At 67.3% G+C, this 15,718-nt stretch carries 16 protein-coding genes and 1 tRNA gene; 7 read left to right on the top strand and 10 right to left on the bottom strand.

Features of this window, described 5'->3' with window-relative positions; genetic code table 11:
- Positions 1 to 41: 41 nt before the first annotated feature.
- The 7 genes from ACSDHM_RS07555 to amaB form a co-directional block, all read right to left on the bottom strand.
- On the bottom strand, positions 42 to 929 hold the full coding sequence (locus tag ACSDHM_RS07555) for a DMT family transporter (RefSeq protein ID WP_005416295.1): 888 nt from the start codon (positions 927 to 929) through the stop codon (positions 42 to 44).
- Between the two features lie 29 nt (positions 930 to 958).
- On the bottom strand, positions 959 to 2,020 hold the full coding sequence (murB, locus tag ACSDHM_RS07560; RefSeq protein WP_439426834.1) for a UDP-N-acetylmuramate dehydrogenase: 1,062 nt from the start codon (positions 2,018 to 2,020) through the stop codon (positions 959 to 961).
- Positions 2,021 to 2,028: 8 nt separating this feature from the next.
- Positions 2,029 to 3,084 carry a quinone-dependent dihydroorotate dehydrogenase gene (locus ACSDHM_RS07565; RefSeq protein WP_061477858.1) on the bottom strand — a complete coding sequence of 352 codons (1,056 nt, stop codon included), beginning with the start codon at positions 3,082 to 3,084 and terminating at the stop codon, positions 2,029 to 2,031.
- An 8-nt stretch (positions 3,085 to 3,092) separates the two neighbouring features.
- Positions 3,093 to 3,863, bottom strand: coding sequence for a class I SAM-dependent methyltransferase (locus ACSDHM_RS07570; RefSeq protein ID WP_439426835.1), 771 nt, complete (start codon positions 3,861 to 3,863; stop codon positions 3,093 to 3,095).
- Between the two features lie 4 nt (positions 3,864 to 3,867).
- Positions 3,868 to 4,152, bottom strand: a complete 285-nt coding sequence (locus tag ACSDHM_RS07575) for a DUF4190 domain-containing protein (RefSeq protein WP_005413144.1) — start codon at positions 4,150 to 4,152, stop codon at positions 3,868 to 3,870.
- Positions 4,153 to 4,312: 160 nt separating this feature from the next.
- Positions 4,313 to 5,152, bottom strand: coding sequence for an SDR family NAD(P)-dependent oxidoreductase (locus ACSDHM_RS07580; RefSeq protein ID WP_188241294.1), 840 nt, complete (start codon positions 5,150 to 5,152; stop codon positions 4,313 to 4,315).
- Positions 5,152 to 6,684 carry an L-piperidine-6-carboxylate dehydrogenase gene (amaB, locus tag ACSDHM_RS07585; protein WP_005416301.1) on the bottom strand — a complete coding sequence of 511 codons (1,533 nt, stop codon included), beginning with the start codon at positions 6,682 to 6,684 and terminating at the stop codon, positions 5,152 to 5,154. The genes ACSDHM_RS07580 and amaB overlap by 1 nt, the downstream gene beginning before the upstream one ends.
- Positions 6,685 to 6,867: 183 nt before the next feature.
- Between amaB and ACSDHM_RS07590 the strand changes: the two genes are divergently transcribed.
- Both ACSDHM_RS07590 and ACSDHM_RS07595 read left to right on the top strand, forming a co-directional pair.
- Positions 6,868 to 6,944, top strand: a tRNA-Arg gene (locus ACSDHM_RS07590).
- A gap of 78 nt (positions 6,945 to 7,022) precedes the next feature.
- Positions 7,023 to 7,487 carry a GNAT family N-acetyltransferase gene (locus tag ACSDHM_RS07595; RefSeq protein ID WP_188241335.1) on the top strand — a complete coding sequence of 155 codons (465 nt, stop codon included), beginning with the start codon at positions 7,023 to 7,025 and terminating at the stop codon, positions 7,485 to 7,487.
- Between the two features lie 26 nt (positions 7,488 to 7,513).
- Here ACSDHM_RS07595 and ACSDHM_RS07600 read toward each other — a convergent pair whose 3' ends face one another.
- Both ACSDHM_RS07600 and ACSDHM_RS07605 read right to left on the bottom strand, forming a co-directional pair.
- Positions 7,514 to 7,873, bottom strand: a complete 360-nt coding sequence (locus ACSDHM_RS07600; protein ID WP_069139920.1) for a response regulator — start codon at positions 7,871 to 7,873, stop codon at positions 7,514 to 7,516.
- Positions 7,863 to 9,026 (bottom strand): two-component system sensor histidine kinase NtrB, encoded by a 1,164-nt coding sequence (locus tag ACSDHM_RS07605; RefSeq protein WP_425520599.1) that lies wholly within the window; start codon positions 9,024 to 9,026, stop codon positions 7,863 to 7,865. The genes ACSDHM_RS07600 and ACSDHM_RS07605 overlap by 11 nt, the downstream gene beginning before the upstream one ends.
- A gap of 151 nt (positions 9,027 to 9,177) precedes the next feature.
- Between ACSDHM_RS07605 and ACSDHM_RS07610 the strand changes: the two genes are divergently transcribed.
- The 5 genes from ACSDHM_RS07610 (at position 9,178) to ACSDHM_RS07630 (ending at position 15,323) form a co-directional block, all read left to right on the top strand.
- Positions 9,178 to 12,285, top strand: a complete 3,108-nt coding sequence (locus tag ACSDHM_RS07610) for a response regulator (RefSeq protein WP_088497308.1) — start codon at positions 9,178 to 9,180, stop codon at positions 12,283 to 12,285.
- Entirely contained in the window at positions 12,282 to 13,106 is an 825-nt protein-coding gene (locus ACSDHM_RS07615) for a CheR family methyltransferase (RefSeq protein WP_053499919.1), read from the top strand. Before ACSDHM_RS07610 ends, ACSDHM_RS07615 begins: the two co-directional genes overlap by 4 nt.
- Positions 13,106 to 13,681, top strand: coding sequence for a chemotaxis protein CheB (locus tag ACSDHM_RS07620; RefSeq protein ID WP_438914656.1), 576 nt, complete (start codon positions 13,106 to 13,108; stop codon positions 13,679 to 13,681). Before ACSDHM_RS07615 ends, ACSDHM_RS07620 begins: the two co-directional genes overlap by 1 nt.
- Entirely contained in the window at positions 13,678 to 14,811 is a 1,134-nt protein-coding gene (locus ACSDHM_RS07625) for a hybrid sensor histidine kinase/response regulator (RefSeq protein WP_072169055.1), read from the top strand. The genes ACSDHM_RS07620 and ACSDHM_RS07625 overlap by 4 nt, the downstream gene beginning before the upstream one ends.
- Before the next feature lie 83 nt (positions 14,812 to 14,894).
- Positions 14,895 to 15,323 carry a BLUF domain-containing protein gene (locus ACSDHM_RS07630; RefSeq protein WP_005416313.1) on the top strand — a complete coding sequence of 143 codons (429 nt, stop codon included), beginning with the start codon at positions 14,895 to 14,897 and terminating at the stop codon, positions 15,321 to 15,323.
- Between the two features lie 15 nt (positions 15,324 to 15,338).
- Here the strand turns inward: ACSDHM_RS07630 and ACSDHM_RS07635 are convergent, their stop codons facing one another.
- A complete protein-coding gene (locus ACSDHM_RS07635) occupies positions 15,339 to 15,659 on the bottom strand; it encodes an ArsR/SmtB family transcription factor (RefSeq protein ID WP_439426836.1) in 321 nt (106 codons plus the stop codon).
- Positions 15,660 to 15,718 lie beyond the last annotated feature (59 nt).

Genomic DNA, 15,718 nt, shown 5'->3' on the forward strand with positions numbered 1-15,718 from the left:
CTCTACAGAGGAGTGCAGCGTCATCCACGCGTGGCGCGGATTTACTCGGCGGGCTTCGCCGCTGACGAGGCGGCTGCGCTGGCGGCGCGGCGCGAAAGTACGGCCTCGCGGTGGGCAATGTAGGCGTTGGCGGCGAGGATGATGCCGGCGCCGATGATCGTCCAGCGGTCCACGCTTTCATTGAACAGCAGCCAGCCGAACAGCGTTACCAGCGGCAGCTGCAGGAAGCTGATCGGGGTCAGCGCCGAGACTTCACCCAGGCGAAGCGCCCGCGTCCACAACAGCTGGCCGATGGTGCCGAGCACGCCGGTGGCCAGCAGCCACAGCCAGGCCATGCCGCTCGGCCAGACCCAGACGAACAGCGCCGGAACCAGCGACAGCGGCACCCAGAACACGTAGGTGTAGAGCACCACGGTATCGGCGCTGTCGACGCGGGTGAGCTGCTTGATCTGGATCGCCACCAGCGAACTGAGCACCGCGGCGGCCACGGCGACCAGGCTGCCCGCAGTGAAGCCGGCGGTACCGGGTCGCACGATCACCAGCACACCGATGAAGCCGACCACGACCGCGGCCCAGCGGCGCACGCGCACGGTTTCACCCAGCCACAGCACGGCGGCGATGGTGACGAACAGCGGCGTGGAGTATGAGAGCGACACCGCCTGCGCCAACGGCAGGTGGCCCAGTGCCCAGAACGCGCACAGCATCGAGCCCAGGCCGATCGCACTGCGCACGAAATAGCGCGGCAGCTGTTGCGTCTTCAGCGGAGCACGGCCCGGCCGCAGCAGCATCGGCAGCAACGCCAGCAAGCCGAAGGCATTGCGGAAGAACGCCACTTCCTGGGTTGGCACGTACCGGGTGGCGTAGCGGATCGCGACCGCCATCAGGCCGAATGCCATCGTGCTGCCAAGCATCAGCAGCGCCGCCCGCATCGGGGCGCTTGGGGAAAGGGCGGGGGTGTTCACCACTGTGCGCCGAGCAGGCGGGGCTCCGGTTCGATCGGCACGCCGAACTTCTCCAGCACCGAGGCCGAGATGCGGCGCGCCAGCGCCAGCAGCTCAGCACCGCTGGCATTGCCGTGGTTGACCAGTACCAGCGCGTGGCTGGGGGCCACGCCGGCATCGCCTTCGCGGAAGCCCTTCCAGCCGCAGGACTCGATCATCCATGCCGCCGAGACCTTGCGCTTGCCGTCCTGCTCGGCCGGGAACACCGGCAGGTCGGGGAAGTGCTGCAGCAGCACGTCGACCTGTTCCAGCGGCAGCACCGGGTTCTTGAAGAAGCTGCCGGCGTTGCCCAGTACATCCGGGTCGGGCAGCTTGCGGCGGCGGATCGCGATCACGGCATTGGCAACGTCCACTGCGCTCGGCAGCTCCACGCCCTGTGCCTGCAGTTCCTCGCGGATGCCGGCGTAGTCCATGCGCAGATCGTGCAGCAGTGGCAGCTTCAGTTCGATGGCGGTGATCAGGTAACGATCCGGTTGCTGCTTGAACACGCTGTCGCGGTAGGCGAAGCCACACTGTTCGTTGTCCAGCCGTACCCAGGCCTGCTCCTGGCAGTCCCACGCTTCGACCGCCTGGATGAACTCGCCGACCTGCGCGCCATAGGCACCGATGTTCTGGATCGGCGCGGCACCAGCGGTGCCGGGAATCAGGGCCAGGTTTTCGAGGCCAGACAGACCTTCCTGCAGCGACCACATCACCAGTCCATGCCACGGCACGCCGGCACCGGCACGGATCACCGCATGGTCGGCGCGGTGTTCAAGGAAACTGATGTCACGGTTGCCGAACACCAGCACGGTGCCGGGCAGGTCCTCGGCGATCAGAACGTTGCTGCCGCTGCCCAGCACCAGCAGCGGGCCGCTGGCCACCTCGGGCAATGCCAGCACGTCCGGCAGCAGCGCGGCATCGTGCAGTTCCAGCAGCTGCGCGGCGCTGGCCTGCACATGGAAGGTATTCAGCGCCTGCAGCGGCGCATTGCGGGTGAGCGTCCAGCGCAGCGGGGCGTTGCCGTCGATGGTATCCATGGGCGCGCTCACAGTGGGGCCACCGCGCCGCGGCTCGGCGCTTCACGGCGGCGACGGATCGCCTCCACGCATTCGGAAACCAGCGCCGGTCCACGGAAGATCAGGCCGCTGTAGCACTGCACCAGTGCGGCACCGGCCGCCATCTTGGCTACCGCATCGGCGCCGGACAGGATGCCGCCGACACCGACCAGCGGCACCGATTCGGGCAGGCGCGCGCGCAGGCGGCGCAGCACCAACGTGGACTGCTCCAGCACCGGTGCACCGGACAGGCCGCCAGCCTCATTGGCCAGCGGGTCGCCGGCCACCTTGCTGTGGTCGATGGTGGTGTTGGTTGCGATCACGCCGTCCACCTGCAGTTCGCCCAGCACGCGGGCGGCGGCGTCGATATCGCGTTCGCTGAGGTCCGGCGCCACCTTCACCAGCATCGGCACGCGTCGGCCGTGGCGGGCAGCAAGGTCTTCCTGGCGGTCGCGCAGCTGGCTGACCAGCTGGCGCAGCGCGGTCTCTTCCTGCAGCTCACGCAGGCCGGCGGTGTTGGGCGAGGAGATGTTGACGGTGATGTAATCGGCCAGCGGGTAGACCTTGTCCAGGCAGGCGATGTAATCGTCCACGGCCTGTTCGTTGGGGGTGTCCTTGTTCTTGCCGATGTTGATGCCGAGCAGGCCGCGGCGGTTGCGCGCGCGCTCGACGTTGCGCACCAGCGCGTCCACGCCCGCATTGTTGAAGCCCATGCGGTTGATGATCGCGTTGTGTTCCGGCAGGCGGAACAGGCGCGGTTGCGGATTGCCGGCCTGCGGGCGCGGGGTGATGGTGCCGATTTCGACGAAGCCGAAGCCGAGCGCGAACAGTGCATCGATGTGCTCGCCATTCTTGTCCAGGCCGGCGGCCAGGCCGACCGGATTGGGGAAGGTCAGCCCGAACACCGTGCTGGGCATCGGCGCGATGCGTGCGGCCAGCAGCGGCGTGGTGCCGGTGCGATAGGCCAGGTCCAGTGCGGACAGGCCGAGGCCGTGGGCGCGTTCGGCGTCGAGCGAGAACAGGAAGGGGCGGGCAAGCGAATACATGCGTCGGTTCAGTCCAGCGTGCCGAGGAAGGCTCGGGTTCGATATTCAAAAGCGACCTGGCCGTCCACCGCATGGGCGGCGAACAGGTCCTGCAGAGCGTCGATCATCGGCGCGTGGCGGGGATGACCGGGTTGGGGGGCGTAGGAGGAGGACAGCAGGCGCCCGCGCAGGGCGTCGAAGTCCAGATGCTGCACGTTCGGCAGCTCTACCCTGCCGCGCAGGCCGGGGCCGAACCAGGCCTGCATGGTGGCATCGTCCTGGTAGCGCTCGGCCACAGCGGTGTAGTCGGTGCCGTAGTCCAGCAGCAACTGTTCGTAGCCGATCAGGAACGGGCTGGCATCGAGCAGGCGCGAATTCCAGTAGATCAGTGCCTGGCCACCGGGGCGCAGGATGCGCTGCCACTCGGCGCGCACCGCCACGGTGTCGAACCAATGGAAGGCCTGCGCGACGCTGACCAGATCGATGCTGGCGTCCTCCAAGCCGGTGGCCTCGGCACGGCCATCGACAGCGGAGAAGTCCGGATACTGCGGCGCCAGCCACTGTTCGGCGGCGGCGCGCATGGCAGCGTTGGGCTCGACCGCCACCAGCGGATGACCGCTGGCCAGAAACAGGCGACTGGAAATACCGGTGCCGGCGCCGATGTCGGCGACCACGGCCTCGCGGCTGACGCCCATCGGGCCATGCAGCCACTCCAACAGGGCGGGCGGATAATCGGGCCGGTAGCGGACGTAGTCGGCGACGCGGCTGCTGAAGCGTTCAGTGCTGTCGGAGGCGGTCATGGCGTCAGTTCGACACTGCCGCCAGCCATGCCAGGCCGCCGAAGAACAGGATGAAGACCAGGATGGCGGCAAGTACGGCGCCGACCATGACCCAGCCCAGCACCAGGCCGGTAACGGCCAGGCCGTCGCCTTCCAGTTCATGCGGGCGGCGGCGGATCTCGGCGCGGGCCATGTGGCCGGTGATGATGGCGACGATACTGGCCACGAAGGGCAGGACGGTCCAGCTGGCGATGCCCATGACCAGGCTGACCACGGCCAGGGCGCTTGTCTGTCGGGGTGCCACGCTCATCGGGTCCTCCTTGGCAGTGTGCACATGATAGTGCCTCTGCCCGGGCAATCCCATGGGCAGTGCCCTGTAGAGCCGAGCCCATGCTCGGCTGCCCCCTTGGGCTGATGCGGGATCGACCGCGTCTTGCGTGCAAGCCGAGCATGGGCTCGGCTTTACAAATTCAGCCCATCAACACCTGACCGCCATCCACGTTGAGCACACTGCCGGTAACCCAGCGCGCCAGTGGCGAGCACAGGAACAGGGCCGCGTCGGCTATCTCGCGCGGATGGCCGAAGCGGCCGAACGGGATCTTCGCCAGGGTGCCGTGGTATAGCGCTGGATCCTCGATGCGGCGACGGTCCCAGAGCCCGTCATCGAACTCGATCGAGCCCGGTGCGATGGCGTTGACCCGGATCCGGTCCTTGGCCAGTGCCAGCGCCTGCGAGGTGGTGTAGTGCGAAAGCGCGGCCTTGGCAGCGGCGTAGGGTGCGCCGCCGGGACGCGGCTGCTGCGCGGCAATCGACGACAGATTGAGGATGCAGGCATCGCCGGACGCACGCAGCCAGGGCAGGGCCAGGCGCGAGGCACGCACGGCCGCCATCAGGTCGATCTGCAGGCTGGCGGCCCAGCCCTCCTCATTGTCGGCCATGCCGTAGCCGGTGGCATTGTTGACGAGCACATCGATGCCGCCGAGGGCATCGGCGGCGGCCTGCAGCCAGGCCTGGATCTGGCCGGGATCGGCCAGATCGGTGGAAAACGCATGCAATGGCGTGCCCTGCGCCTGTGCATCGGCGCGCAGGGCCTCCAGGCCGGCCTGGCCGCGCGCGCAGACCGAGACCTGTGCACCGGCACCAGCAAAGGCCAGTGCCATTTCACGACCAATGCCCTTGCTGCCGCCGGCAATGAGCACGCGGCGGCCGCTGAAATCGAGGATCGGAGCCCCTGCGGGGATCCGACCCTGGGCATGGGTCAGATCCCCGGAGGGACTCTGACCCACAGACGTGTCCGCGTCGTTTGCCATCACAGGTCGAACTTGATGCCCTGCGCCAGCGGCAGCGAATCCGAATAGTTGATGGTGTTGGTCTGGCGGCGCATGTAGACCTTCCAGGCATCCGAACCAGACTCGCGGCCGCCGCCGGTGTCCTTCTCGCCACCGAAGGCGCCGCCGATCTCCGCACCGGACGTGCCGATGTTGATGTTGGCGATGCCGCAGTCGCTGCCGGCGGCCGACAGGAACTTCTCGGCGGTCTTCAGGTTCTGGGTGAAGATCGAGGACGACAGGCCCTGCGGCACGCCGTTCTGCATGTCGATGGCTTCGTCGAGGGTGTCGTACGGCATCACGTACAGGATCGGTGCGAAGGTCTCGTGCTGGACCACGGCGTCGCTGTTCTTCAGGCCCGTGACGATTGCAGGCAGCACGAAGTTGCCGGCGCGGTCGATGCGGGTGCCGCCGGTCTCGATGGTGCCGCCGGCCGCCTTGGCCTGGGCGATGGCATCGAGGAACTGCTGCACGGCGCCTTCGCTGTTCAGCGGGCCCATCAGGTTGGCGGCATCGGTCGGGTCGCCGATCTTGCCTTCCACCTGCTTGTAGGCCTTGACCAGGGTGGCCAGCACGTCGGCGTAGATCGAGCGGTGCACGATCAGGCGGCGGGTGGTGGTGCAGCGCTGGCCGGCGGTACCCACGGCGCCGAACACGATGCCCGGCACCGCCAGCTTCAGGTCGGCGGTTTCGTCCAGGATGATCGCGTTGTTGCCGCCCAGTTCCAGCAGGCAGCGGCCGAGGCGGCGTGCGACCTTCTCGTTGACGGTGCGGCCGACCTGGGTCGAGCCGGTGAAGCTGATCAGCGGCACGCGGCGGTCATCGACCATCTTTTCCGACAGCGCGGTGCCGGCATCGTTGATCAGGAAGAAGATGTCCGGGAAGCCCGCTTCGCGCAGGGCATCGTTGCAGATCTTCAGCGAGGCGATGGCGGTCAGCGGCGTCTTGTTGGACGGCTTCCAGATGCACACGTCGCCACAGATCGCCGCCAGGAACGAGTTCCAGCTCCACACCGCGACCGGGAAGTTGAAGGCCGAGATGATGCCGACCAGGCCCAGCGGGTGGTATTGCTCGTACATGCGGTGGCCGGGGCGCTCGGAATGCATGGTGTAGCCGTACAGCATGCGGCTCTGGCCCACGGCGAAATCGGCGATGTCGATCATCTCCTGCACCTCGCCATCGCCTTCCGGCTTGCTCTTGCCCATTTCCAGGGCAACCAGCGAACCCAGGGCGTCCTTGTGCCTGCGCAGTGCTTCACCGCACAGGCGCACGGCTTCACCGCGGCGCGGCGCCGGCGTGGTACGCCAGACCTTGAAGGCTTCCTGGGCGCGGGCGACGACGGTCTCGTACTCGGCCTCAGTGGTGGCGCGGACCTGCGCAATCGGCTCGCCAGTGGTCGGGTTGACTGGGGTGATCAGCTCACCGCTGGTCGCGCTCGACCACTCCCCGTTGCCCAGGTACGTGCCAGCGTTGATCGCGTCCAGGCCAAGGGACTTGAGCAGCTCGGAAGACATGCAGACTCCTGTGTTTCGTTACGTTGTTTGGCGCCATCGCGGGCAGGTGGGAGACGCGATGAACTGAATCGCCGATGGTAGCAGAGCGCCCCGACCGGCCATGGTGCAACGCGCCAGGGGAACCGGGTGGAACATGAATGCTTGGAGGGCAGGGCACGTTGCCTGTAAACTTCCCGGCTGCATGGCCCCGTAGCTCAGCTGGATAGAGCGTCCCCCTCCTAAGGGGAAGGTCGCCCGTTCGAATCGGGCCGGGGTCACCATGTTCGCGGCGCCACGTCCGCGCGCTGCCCGCGAGGTCACTCGGATATGCTGGCGCCTCACCTCGCGATCCGGCCGCCATGGACCACCGCCTGCAGCCCGTGCAACCCCACGACTACGCGCTCATCGCCGGGTGGCTGGATTCGGCCGCAGGCACGCTGCGCTGGGCTGGACCGGGCGTGCCCTATCCACTGCGACCCGAGCAGTTCGAGCAGGTATTGCAGCTGCGCGAACGCCCAGGATGGCTGCTGCTGGCAGAAAACGGCATGCGCGTGGGTTTCGGCCAGGCCTGGCGCACCCAGCCGGGTACGATGCATCTGGGCCGTCTGCTGGTTGCCCCGCAGGCGCGGGGCCGCGGTCTCGGGCGTGGGTTGGTGCAGGCGCTGATCGAGCAGGCGTTCCAGTCTGATGCCGTTGAACGGCTGACCTTGCGGGTCTATCGGGACAATGCCGCCGCAGTTGCGTTGTACCGGTCCTTCGGCTTCGAGCCGGTGAACACTGCATCCACGCCGGCGCTGCTGTTCATGCAGCGGGCCCGGCGCTGAGCATGGCCACGCAGGCCGGTACGCCTTCAGTCCTGCCTGAGCAGTTCAACCAGCTGGCGCAGGCGATAGGGCTTGGGCAGGAACTCCACCTGCTCCGGAAGCGGCGGCAGCTGCGAACGCGCATAGCCGGAGGACAGGATCATGCGTGCATGCGGCTGCTCACGCGCGACGTGCTCGCTGAGTTCGATGCCGGACATGCCGTTGGGCATGCTGACATCGCTGAACACCACGTCGAAGCGTGCGTCGCCCTTCAGCAACGCAGCCGCTTCATGCCCGTCGGCGGTGGTGGACACCTCGATGCCGAAATCGCGCAGGGCCATGCCGATCATCTCGCGCAGATCGTTCTGGTCCTCCACCATCAGTACGCGGATCGGGTCATCGGTCATGGGTAAATTCCTCGGTTGCGGGTAGCAGCAGGCTGACCGTGGTGCCGACACCGGGCGTGGTGGACACATCGACGAAGCCGCCGCTCTGGGTAGTGAATCCGAACACCTGGCTCAGGCCCAGGCCGCTGCCCTTGCCGATGTCCTTGGTGGTGAAGAAGGGCTCGCTGGCCCGCTCGGCGACGTCGGCGGCCATGCCGTGGCCTTCGTCGCAGACGCTGAGGGTGACATAGCCGCGTTGCAGCATGGTGTCCGCATCCGGATCGAGGCGATGTTCCAACGCGGTGCCGATCAGGATGCGGCCGCCATCGGCGGTGGCCTCCACGGCATTGGCCACCAGGTTCGCCAGGGCGGTTTGGAGCTGCATCGCATCGGTGCTCACCTGCGGCAGGCCCGGGGTGAGATGGGCTTCCAGTACCACCGTGGGCGGGCAGGCGCGTTGCAGGTCCGGCAGCCACTGCCGTACCAGCGCATTGATGTCCACCGATTCCCGGATCAGGGTCTGGCCGGTGCTGAAGGCCAGCAGCTGGCGGGTCAGCAGCGCGCCGCGGTCGGTGGCTGCCTGCGCGGCATCCAGCAGCTCGGCTGCGCGTGCATCGTCACTGCTGACACGCAGCGACAGCAGGTCCAGGGCGTTGCCGATGGTGGTCAGCAGGTTGTTGAACTCATGTGAGAGGCCGCGGCTGAGCCGGCCAACCGTCTCGAACTGCTGGGTATTGCGCAGCGCACGCTGGGCATCGCGCAGCAGCCGCTGCGCTTGCCACTGCTCGGTGATGTCACGGGTGATCTTGACGAAGCCGAGCAGTTCGCCGGCTTCCACGACCGGTTCGATGACCACGCTGGCGCGGAACGACGATCCATCGCGGCGAACGCGCCAGCCCTCACTGGCGACATGCCCCTGCTGCGCTGCGACGCGAAGCAGGCGCTGCGGTTCGCCGGCCTCGCGGTCGGCGGCCAGGTAGAAGCGGCTGAAGTGCGTTCCCACCACTTCATCGGCTGAATAGCCTTTGATACGTTCGGCGCCCGGGTTCCAGCTGCACACGATGCCTTCAGGATCAAGCAGGTACAGCGCATGGTCGCGCACGCTGTCGATCAGCAGTCGCAGTTGTCGGGAAGGGTCCGTCAGCACGGACGTCGTAGAAGCGGCTGCGTCCACGTGTAAATAAGTGTTACCCCTGTGAGGGACGTGAAGCTAGGCACTCAAGTGTGAAGGATGCGTGCACACCTGACACGTGCCATTTGTCCTGTGCGGCTGAATGCGACACGGAGTACCATCTTCCACCCTTTGCCTTCTGGAACCGACCTGCATGCGTCCTGGTGCGACTACGCGTGACCGCTGGATCTGGATGACGTCCGCCGTGCTGCTGGCCGCGACCATCGTGTTGGAACTGGTCGTCCCGCTCGGCTATGCGGTATGGCTGGCCTACTTCCTCGCGGTCGGCGTGACGGTGTTCCAGCGCAGTGCACGCGCGCCGTTCGTGGTCGCGATGATCGCCTGTGTCCTGCTGGTGATCGGCTTCAACGTTGCGCCAGCCAGCAACAATTCGTCGTTCTCGCTAGTCAACCGTACCGTCGGTGGCTGCGCCTTCCTGATGATCGCACTGATCGTCTCGCGCGCGATCCAGGCCCGGCGCCAGGCGATGCGCGCGCTTTGGCTGCAGGAGGCCGAGAACGCGGTGGCGCTGAGCCTGCGCGGTGACCTTGGGCCGGAGCAGATCGCCGAGGCGGCAGCAGCAAGCCTGGCCGGGCAGCTGGATGCAGAGGTCGGTGCGGTCTATCGCCTGGACGGCGGCCGGCTGCAGCTGACCGGTGGCGTGGCGCTGCCCACTGGGACGCCGGCCTCCCTGGCCCTGCACGAAGGACTGGCCGGGCAGGTTGCGCGGGACGAACGCATCCGCCACCTGCACGGCGAAGACGCTGCCGTGCTCGAACTGCAGACCAGCCTGGGCCGGCTGCCGGTGCGCGAGCGCATCCTGGCGCCAATCAGCAGCGATGGTACGGTGGTCGGTGTCATCGAGCTGGGCCGCGCGCGGGCGGGTGAACAGCGTGATCTGGATCGCGAGCTGCTTGAGCGCTGCGCCGACACCATCGGCATGGCACTGCGCGCATCGCTGCTGCGTGCGCAGCTGGTGGTGCTGCTGGAAGAGTCGCAGCGCCAGGGCGAGGAGCTGCAGGCCCAGCAGGAAGAGCTGCGTGTGGCCAACGAGGAACTGGAAGAGCAGAGCCGCAGCCTGTTGCAGTCGCAGAGCCACCTGGAAGAACAGCAGGCTGAGCTGGAACAGAGCAACGTGCAGCTGGAAGAGCGCACCCACGAGCTGGAGGCGCAGAAGCAGGCACTGCTGGTTGCGCAGAGCCAGCTGGTGCGCAACAGCAACGAGCTGGCGGCGACCTCGCGCTACAAGTCCGAATTCCTGGCCAACATGTCGCATGAGCTGCGCACGCCGCTGAACAGCTCGCTGATCCTGGCCAAGCTGCTGGCCGACAACAAGGACGGCACGCTGACCGAGGAACAGGTGAAGTACGCGCGTGCGATCCTGTCGTCCAACAACGACCTGCTGGCGCTGATCAACGACATCCTCGACCTGTCGCGCATCGAGGCCGGTCATGTCGAACTGTCCGATGAAGTGGTGGTGGTCGAGAGCGCGCTGCAGCGCCTGCGCGAGACGTTCGAGCCGATGGCGCGGCAGAAGGGCCTGGCCCTGCAGATCGAAGCCGACGCCCTGGCACCGACCCAGATGGTGGTTGACAGCCAGCGGCTGCAGCAGATCCTGAAGAACCTGCTGGCCAACGCGGTGAAGTTCACCGAGCATGGCAAGGTCAGCCTGCACGTGCGTGCCGGCGGCAACGGTCGCATCCGGTTCGAGGTCTGTGACACCGGCATCGGCATTGCCCGCGAGCAGCTGGACGTCATCTTCGAAGCGTTCCGCCAGGCCGATGGCAGCACCCGCCGTCGCTACGGCGGCACCGGCCTGGGCCTGTCGATCTCGCGCGATCTGGCCGAGCGCATGGGCGGCGGCATCCAGGTCGACAGTGAGCCCGGGCGCGGCAGCTGCTTCATCCTGGAGCTGCCGTTGCAGGGTGCGCCCGCGGCGAGCGCAGCCGACGCTGCCGAGGTTCCCGTGGCTGCGCCGCCGACGGCGCCGGCCGTGCTGCCGGCCGCGCCCGCACGCGCTGCGACCGCGGCAGCGCCGGTCACTGCGATGGCCGGCGTAGCCGACGACCGCGGTCGCCGCCAGCGTGCCGGGCGCCTGATCCTGGCGGTCGAGGACGATGCCACGTTCGCCGAAGCGCTGGTGGCGCTGGCCCATGAACTGGACTTCGACTGCGTGGTGGCGGGCACGGCGGAAGAGGCGCTGGCGCTGGCCAGCGAACTGCGGCCGAACGGCATCCTGCTCGATATCGGCCTGCCGGACGTGTCGGGCCTGAGCGTGCTGGAACGCCTGAAGCGCAACCCGGACACGCGCCACATCCCGGTGCATGTGGTCTCGGCCACGGACCGCAGCCAGGTGGCGCGTGAGCTGGGCGCGATCGGTTTTGCGATCAAGCCGACCACGCGCGAGCGGCTGGTGACGGCCATCGAACAGCTGGAACAGACCAGCCAGCGCGACATGCGGCGGCTGCTGATCGTGGAGGACGACAACGAGCTGCGCCACAACCTGGAACTGTTGCTGGGCCGCGACCAGCTGCAGATCGTCGCCGTAGGCACCCTGGCCGGCGCACTGGAACAGCTCAGTACGGTCACGTTCGACTGCATGGTGATGGACCTGTCGCTGCCCGACGGCAGTGGCTACGACCTGCTCGAGCACATGGCCGGCAACGACGATGTCGGTTTCCCGCCGGTGATCGTCTATACCGGCCGCGCACTCAGCCGCGAGGAAGAGCAGCGACTGCGCCGCTATTCCAAGAGCATCATCATCAAGGGCGCGCGTTCGCCCGAGCGCCTGCTGGACGAGGTGACCCTGTTCCTGCACAGCGTGGAGGCCAACCTGCCCAGCGACCAGCAGCGCCTGCTGCGCGAGGCCCGCCGTCGCGACACCGTGCTCGACGGTCGGACGGTGCTGCTGGCCGAGGACGACGTGCGCAACATCTTCGCACTGTCCAGCGTGCTCGAACCCCTCGGCGTCACGCTGGAGATCGCGCGCAATGGCCAGGAAGCGGTGGATCGCCTGGCCGAGCGCGAGGTCGACCTGGTGCTGATGGACATCATGATGCCGGAGAAGGATGGCCTTGCTGCGATGCGCGAAATCCGCGCGCAGCGCCACCTGCGGGACCTGCCGATCATCGCGCTGACCGCCAAGGCCATGCCGGACGACCGTGAGCGCTGCCTGCAGGCCGGCGCCAACGACTACATCGCCAAACCCATCGACGTCGACAAGCTGGTCTCGCTGTGCCGGGTCTGGTGCTCGCGGCAATGAACGAGCAGGCCCTGTTCGACCTCGAGCTGAAGGTGCTGCTGGAAGCGCTTTACCAGCGCTACCACTACGATTTCCGCAGTTATGCGGTGTCGTCGCTGCGCCGGCGGATCCGCCAGGCCATGCAGCGCTATGAGTGCGAGCGGCTGGCCGACCTGCAGCACCGCCTGCTGCACGAGCCGGACCTGTTCGCGCAGGCGATGCAGTTCTTCACCGTGCAGGTCTCGGAGATGTTCCGCGACCCGGCCTATTTCCGTGAGCTGCGCGAGCAGGTGGTGCCGGTGCTGCGCACCTACCCGTCGGTGAAGCTGTGGGTGGCCGGTTGCAGTACCGGCGAGGAAGTGTGGTCGCTGGCGATCCTGTTGCACGAGGAAGGCCTGCTGGAGCGCAGCATCGTCTACGCCACCGACATCAATCCGGCAGCCCTGGCCACCGCCGAGGCCGGCGCCTATGGCATCGACCGGATGGCCCAGTTCAGCCGGAACTACCTGGCGGCCGGTGGCAGCGCCTCGCTGTCTGACTACTACGCCACAGCCTACGATGGCGCGGTGTTCGATCGCCAGCTGCGCCGCAACGTGGTGTTCGCCGACCACAGCCTGGCCACCGACACCGTGTTCTCCGAGGTGCATCTGGTGTCGTGCCGCAATGTGCTGATCTATTTCAACCGCGATCTGCAGGACCGCGCGGTGGGCCTGTTCCGTGAAGCGCTGGTGCATCGCGGATTCCTTGGCCTGGGCAGCAAGGAGTCGCTGCAGTTCGGGCGCCACCACGGCGCGTTCGAGACCTGCTCGCGGGAGCATCGCCTGTACCGGAAGGTTGCCTGATGGCACTGCCGACACGACCGGCGGTGCTGGTGATCGGGGCCTCGGCGGGTGGGGTCGCGGCGCTGCAGGCGGTGCTCGGCGCGCTGCCCGCGGCTCTGCCGGTGCCGGTGCTGGCGGTGCTGCACCTGCCACGCGACCGCAGCAGCCGCATCGCCGACGTGCTGGCGCCGTACTGCGCGCTGCCGGTGCGCGAGGCCGAAGACAAGCAGCCGCTGCAGCCTGGCACGGTGACCTTTGCGCCACCGGACTATCACCTGCTGGTGGAAGACGCCGGTTCGCTGGCGTTGTCGGTGGACGCACCGGTGCTGTTTTCCCGCCCGGCCATCGATCCATTGTTCGAGTCGGCTGCGGCCGTGTTCGGCGCGCAGGTACTGGCCCTGCTGCTGACCGGTGCCAGCAGCGATGGTAGTGAAGGGGTGGCCGCGGTGCGCGCCGCCGGCGGCCGCGCCTGGCTGCAATGTCCCGAGGAGGCCGAGGCATCGATGATGCCGGCCTCCGCCCTGCAGCACGCCGGCGCCGATGCCGTGCTGCCCCTCGAACTGATGTGCCGTCGCCTGAAGGAGCTGTTTGCATGAACCTGTTGCCGCCGGACCCTGCGCAGTCGCAGACCCCGGTCAACCTGCTGATCGTCGATGACGTGCCGCAGAACCTGGTGGCCATGCAGGCGCTGCTTCAGCGCGAAGGCGTGAACCTGCTGCTGGCCGGCTCGGGCGCGCAGGCGCTGGAACTGCTGCTCGAGCATGAGGTGGCGCTTGCCCTGCTGGACGTGCACATGCCGGAGATCGATGGCTTCACCCTGGCCGAGCTGATGCGCGGGTCACACCGCAGCCGGGATGTGCCAATCATCTTCCTGACTGCCTCGCCGGACGACCCGCTGCGCGCGTTCAAGGGCTACGAAACCGGCGCGGTCGACTTCCTGCACAAGCCGGTGGCGCCGCAGGTGATCCTGAGCAAGGTCAATGTCTTCATCGAGCTGTACCAGCAGCGGCAGCTGCTGAAGGCGCGCAACGAGGCGCTGGAGCGTTCGCTCAAGCTCAACGAGACGATGGCGGCGGTGCTCACCCACGATCTGCGCACGCCGCTGTCGGCGATCCTGCTGTGTGCTGACAAGCTGGCGCTGGAGCTTCCTGCGGGCAATGACGGCGCGCAGCAGACCCTGAAGCACCTGGAGGCCAGCACGCTGCGCATGGCGCGCATGGTCGAGCAGCTGCTGGACTTTTCGCGGATCCGCAGCGGCGGGCTGCGCCTGCAGGCCAGCGCCTGTGATCTTGCCGAGGTCACGCGTGCGGTGGTGGCCGAAGCGGGCAGCGCCCACGGCCACGCACGGGTGCATCTGGATATGCTGGGCGATACCCGCCTGCAGGGTGATCTGGATCGGCTGGGACAGGTTGCCGCCAACCTGATCGGCAATGCGCTCACCCATGGCAGTGAGGCGAGGGTGGAGGTGGACGGCCGTGATCCGCGCAGCGTGCTGCTGCGGGTGAGCAACGCGGGACGGATCGACGACGCGCTGCTGCCGCGCCTGTTCGAGCCGTTCAAGGCCAGCTTCCATCCCAGCAATGGCCTGGGGTTGGGCCTGTATATCGTCGATCAGTTCGTGCGCGCGCACGGCGGGCATATCGCAGCGCGCAATGAAGCCGGTCAGGTGGTGTTCGAAGCCCGGTTGCCGAGGCGCGTAGAGGCGCTGCCGGCGGCCGCTACCTGAATTCTTCAGGAAACACCCGCGGGCACTGAGACGGACTCGTCCGCAGCTGCTACCGTGGCTGTACATCTTGTCAAGGAAGCGCCATGCCACTGCGTGCCATCGCCTACGTCAGCCAGGCGCTGCCGGATCTTTCCGCTGAACGGCTGCGGGCGCTGGTCGATGATGCAGCCCGTTTCAACAAGATGGCGGGCGTGACCGGTGTGCTGCTGCATGACGGCGGGCGATTCCTGCAGTACATCGAAGGGCCGCCGGATGGTATCGATTCGGTGTACGAACGCATCCTGCAGGCCGGTAGCCATATCGACATCATCGAACTGGCGCGTGGCCGCCTCGGCCAGCGCCAGTTTCCGTACTGGTCGATGCGCGCGTTGCCGGTGGAGGAGGCGCTGCTGCGGCAACTGTCTTCCAGCGACTGGTCAGGTTTCACCCGCGCGTTGCATGGTGACCTGTCGGCGCCGACCCCGGTGGATCTGCTCGATCAGGTCGTGCAACCGGTGCTGCACGCAGGTTGAACCCGCGTGGAAGGTTCAGCGCGCTACATTTCCGCAGTAGGCGGCGTGCAACGCCTGCAATACGCCCAGCGCCGGCCCTTCCACCACCCGGTAGTGGATCGCCTGCGCTTCGCGCCGGGTCGCGACGATGCCAAGTCCGCGCAGCACCGCCAGATGCTGGGACAGCGCTGATGCGCTGAGCCCGGTCAGTGCCTGCAGTTCCGGTACTGGCGCCTCGCCTTCAACCAACCGGCACAGCACGCGCAGCCGTGCAGGATGGGCCAGGCTTTTGAGCAGCGCCGCGGCCTGGGCGGCATGCCCGGCCATCGCGGCAGTGTCGAGCTCGATGCGGGTCATGGTTGACCTTTTGTTTTAGAAGAAGCTAATTTAGAAAAAGCTAATTCAAAAGGCAAGCG

The organism is Stenotrophomonas sp. T8, from assembly GCF_051853085.1.
GTDB lineage: Bacteria > Pseudomonadota > Gammaproteobacteria > Xanthomonadales > Xanthomonadaceae > Stenotrophomonas > Stenotrophomonas sepilia.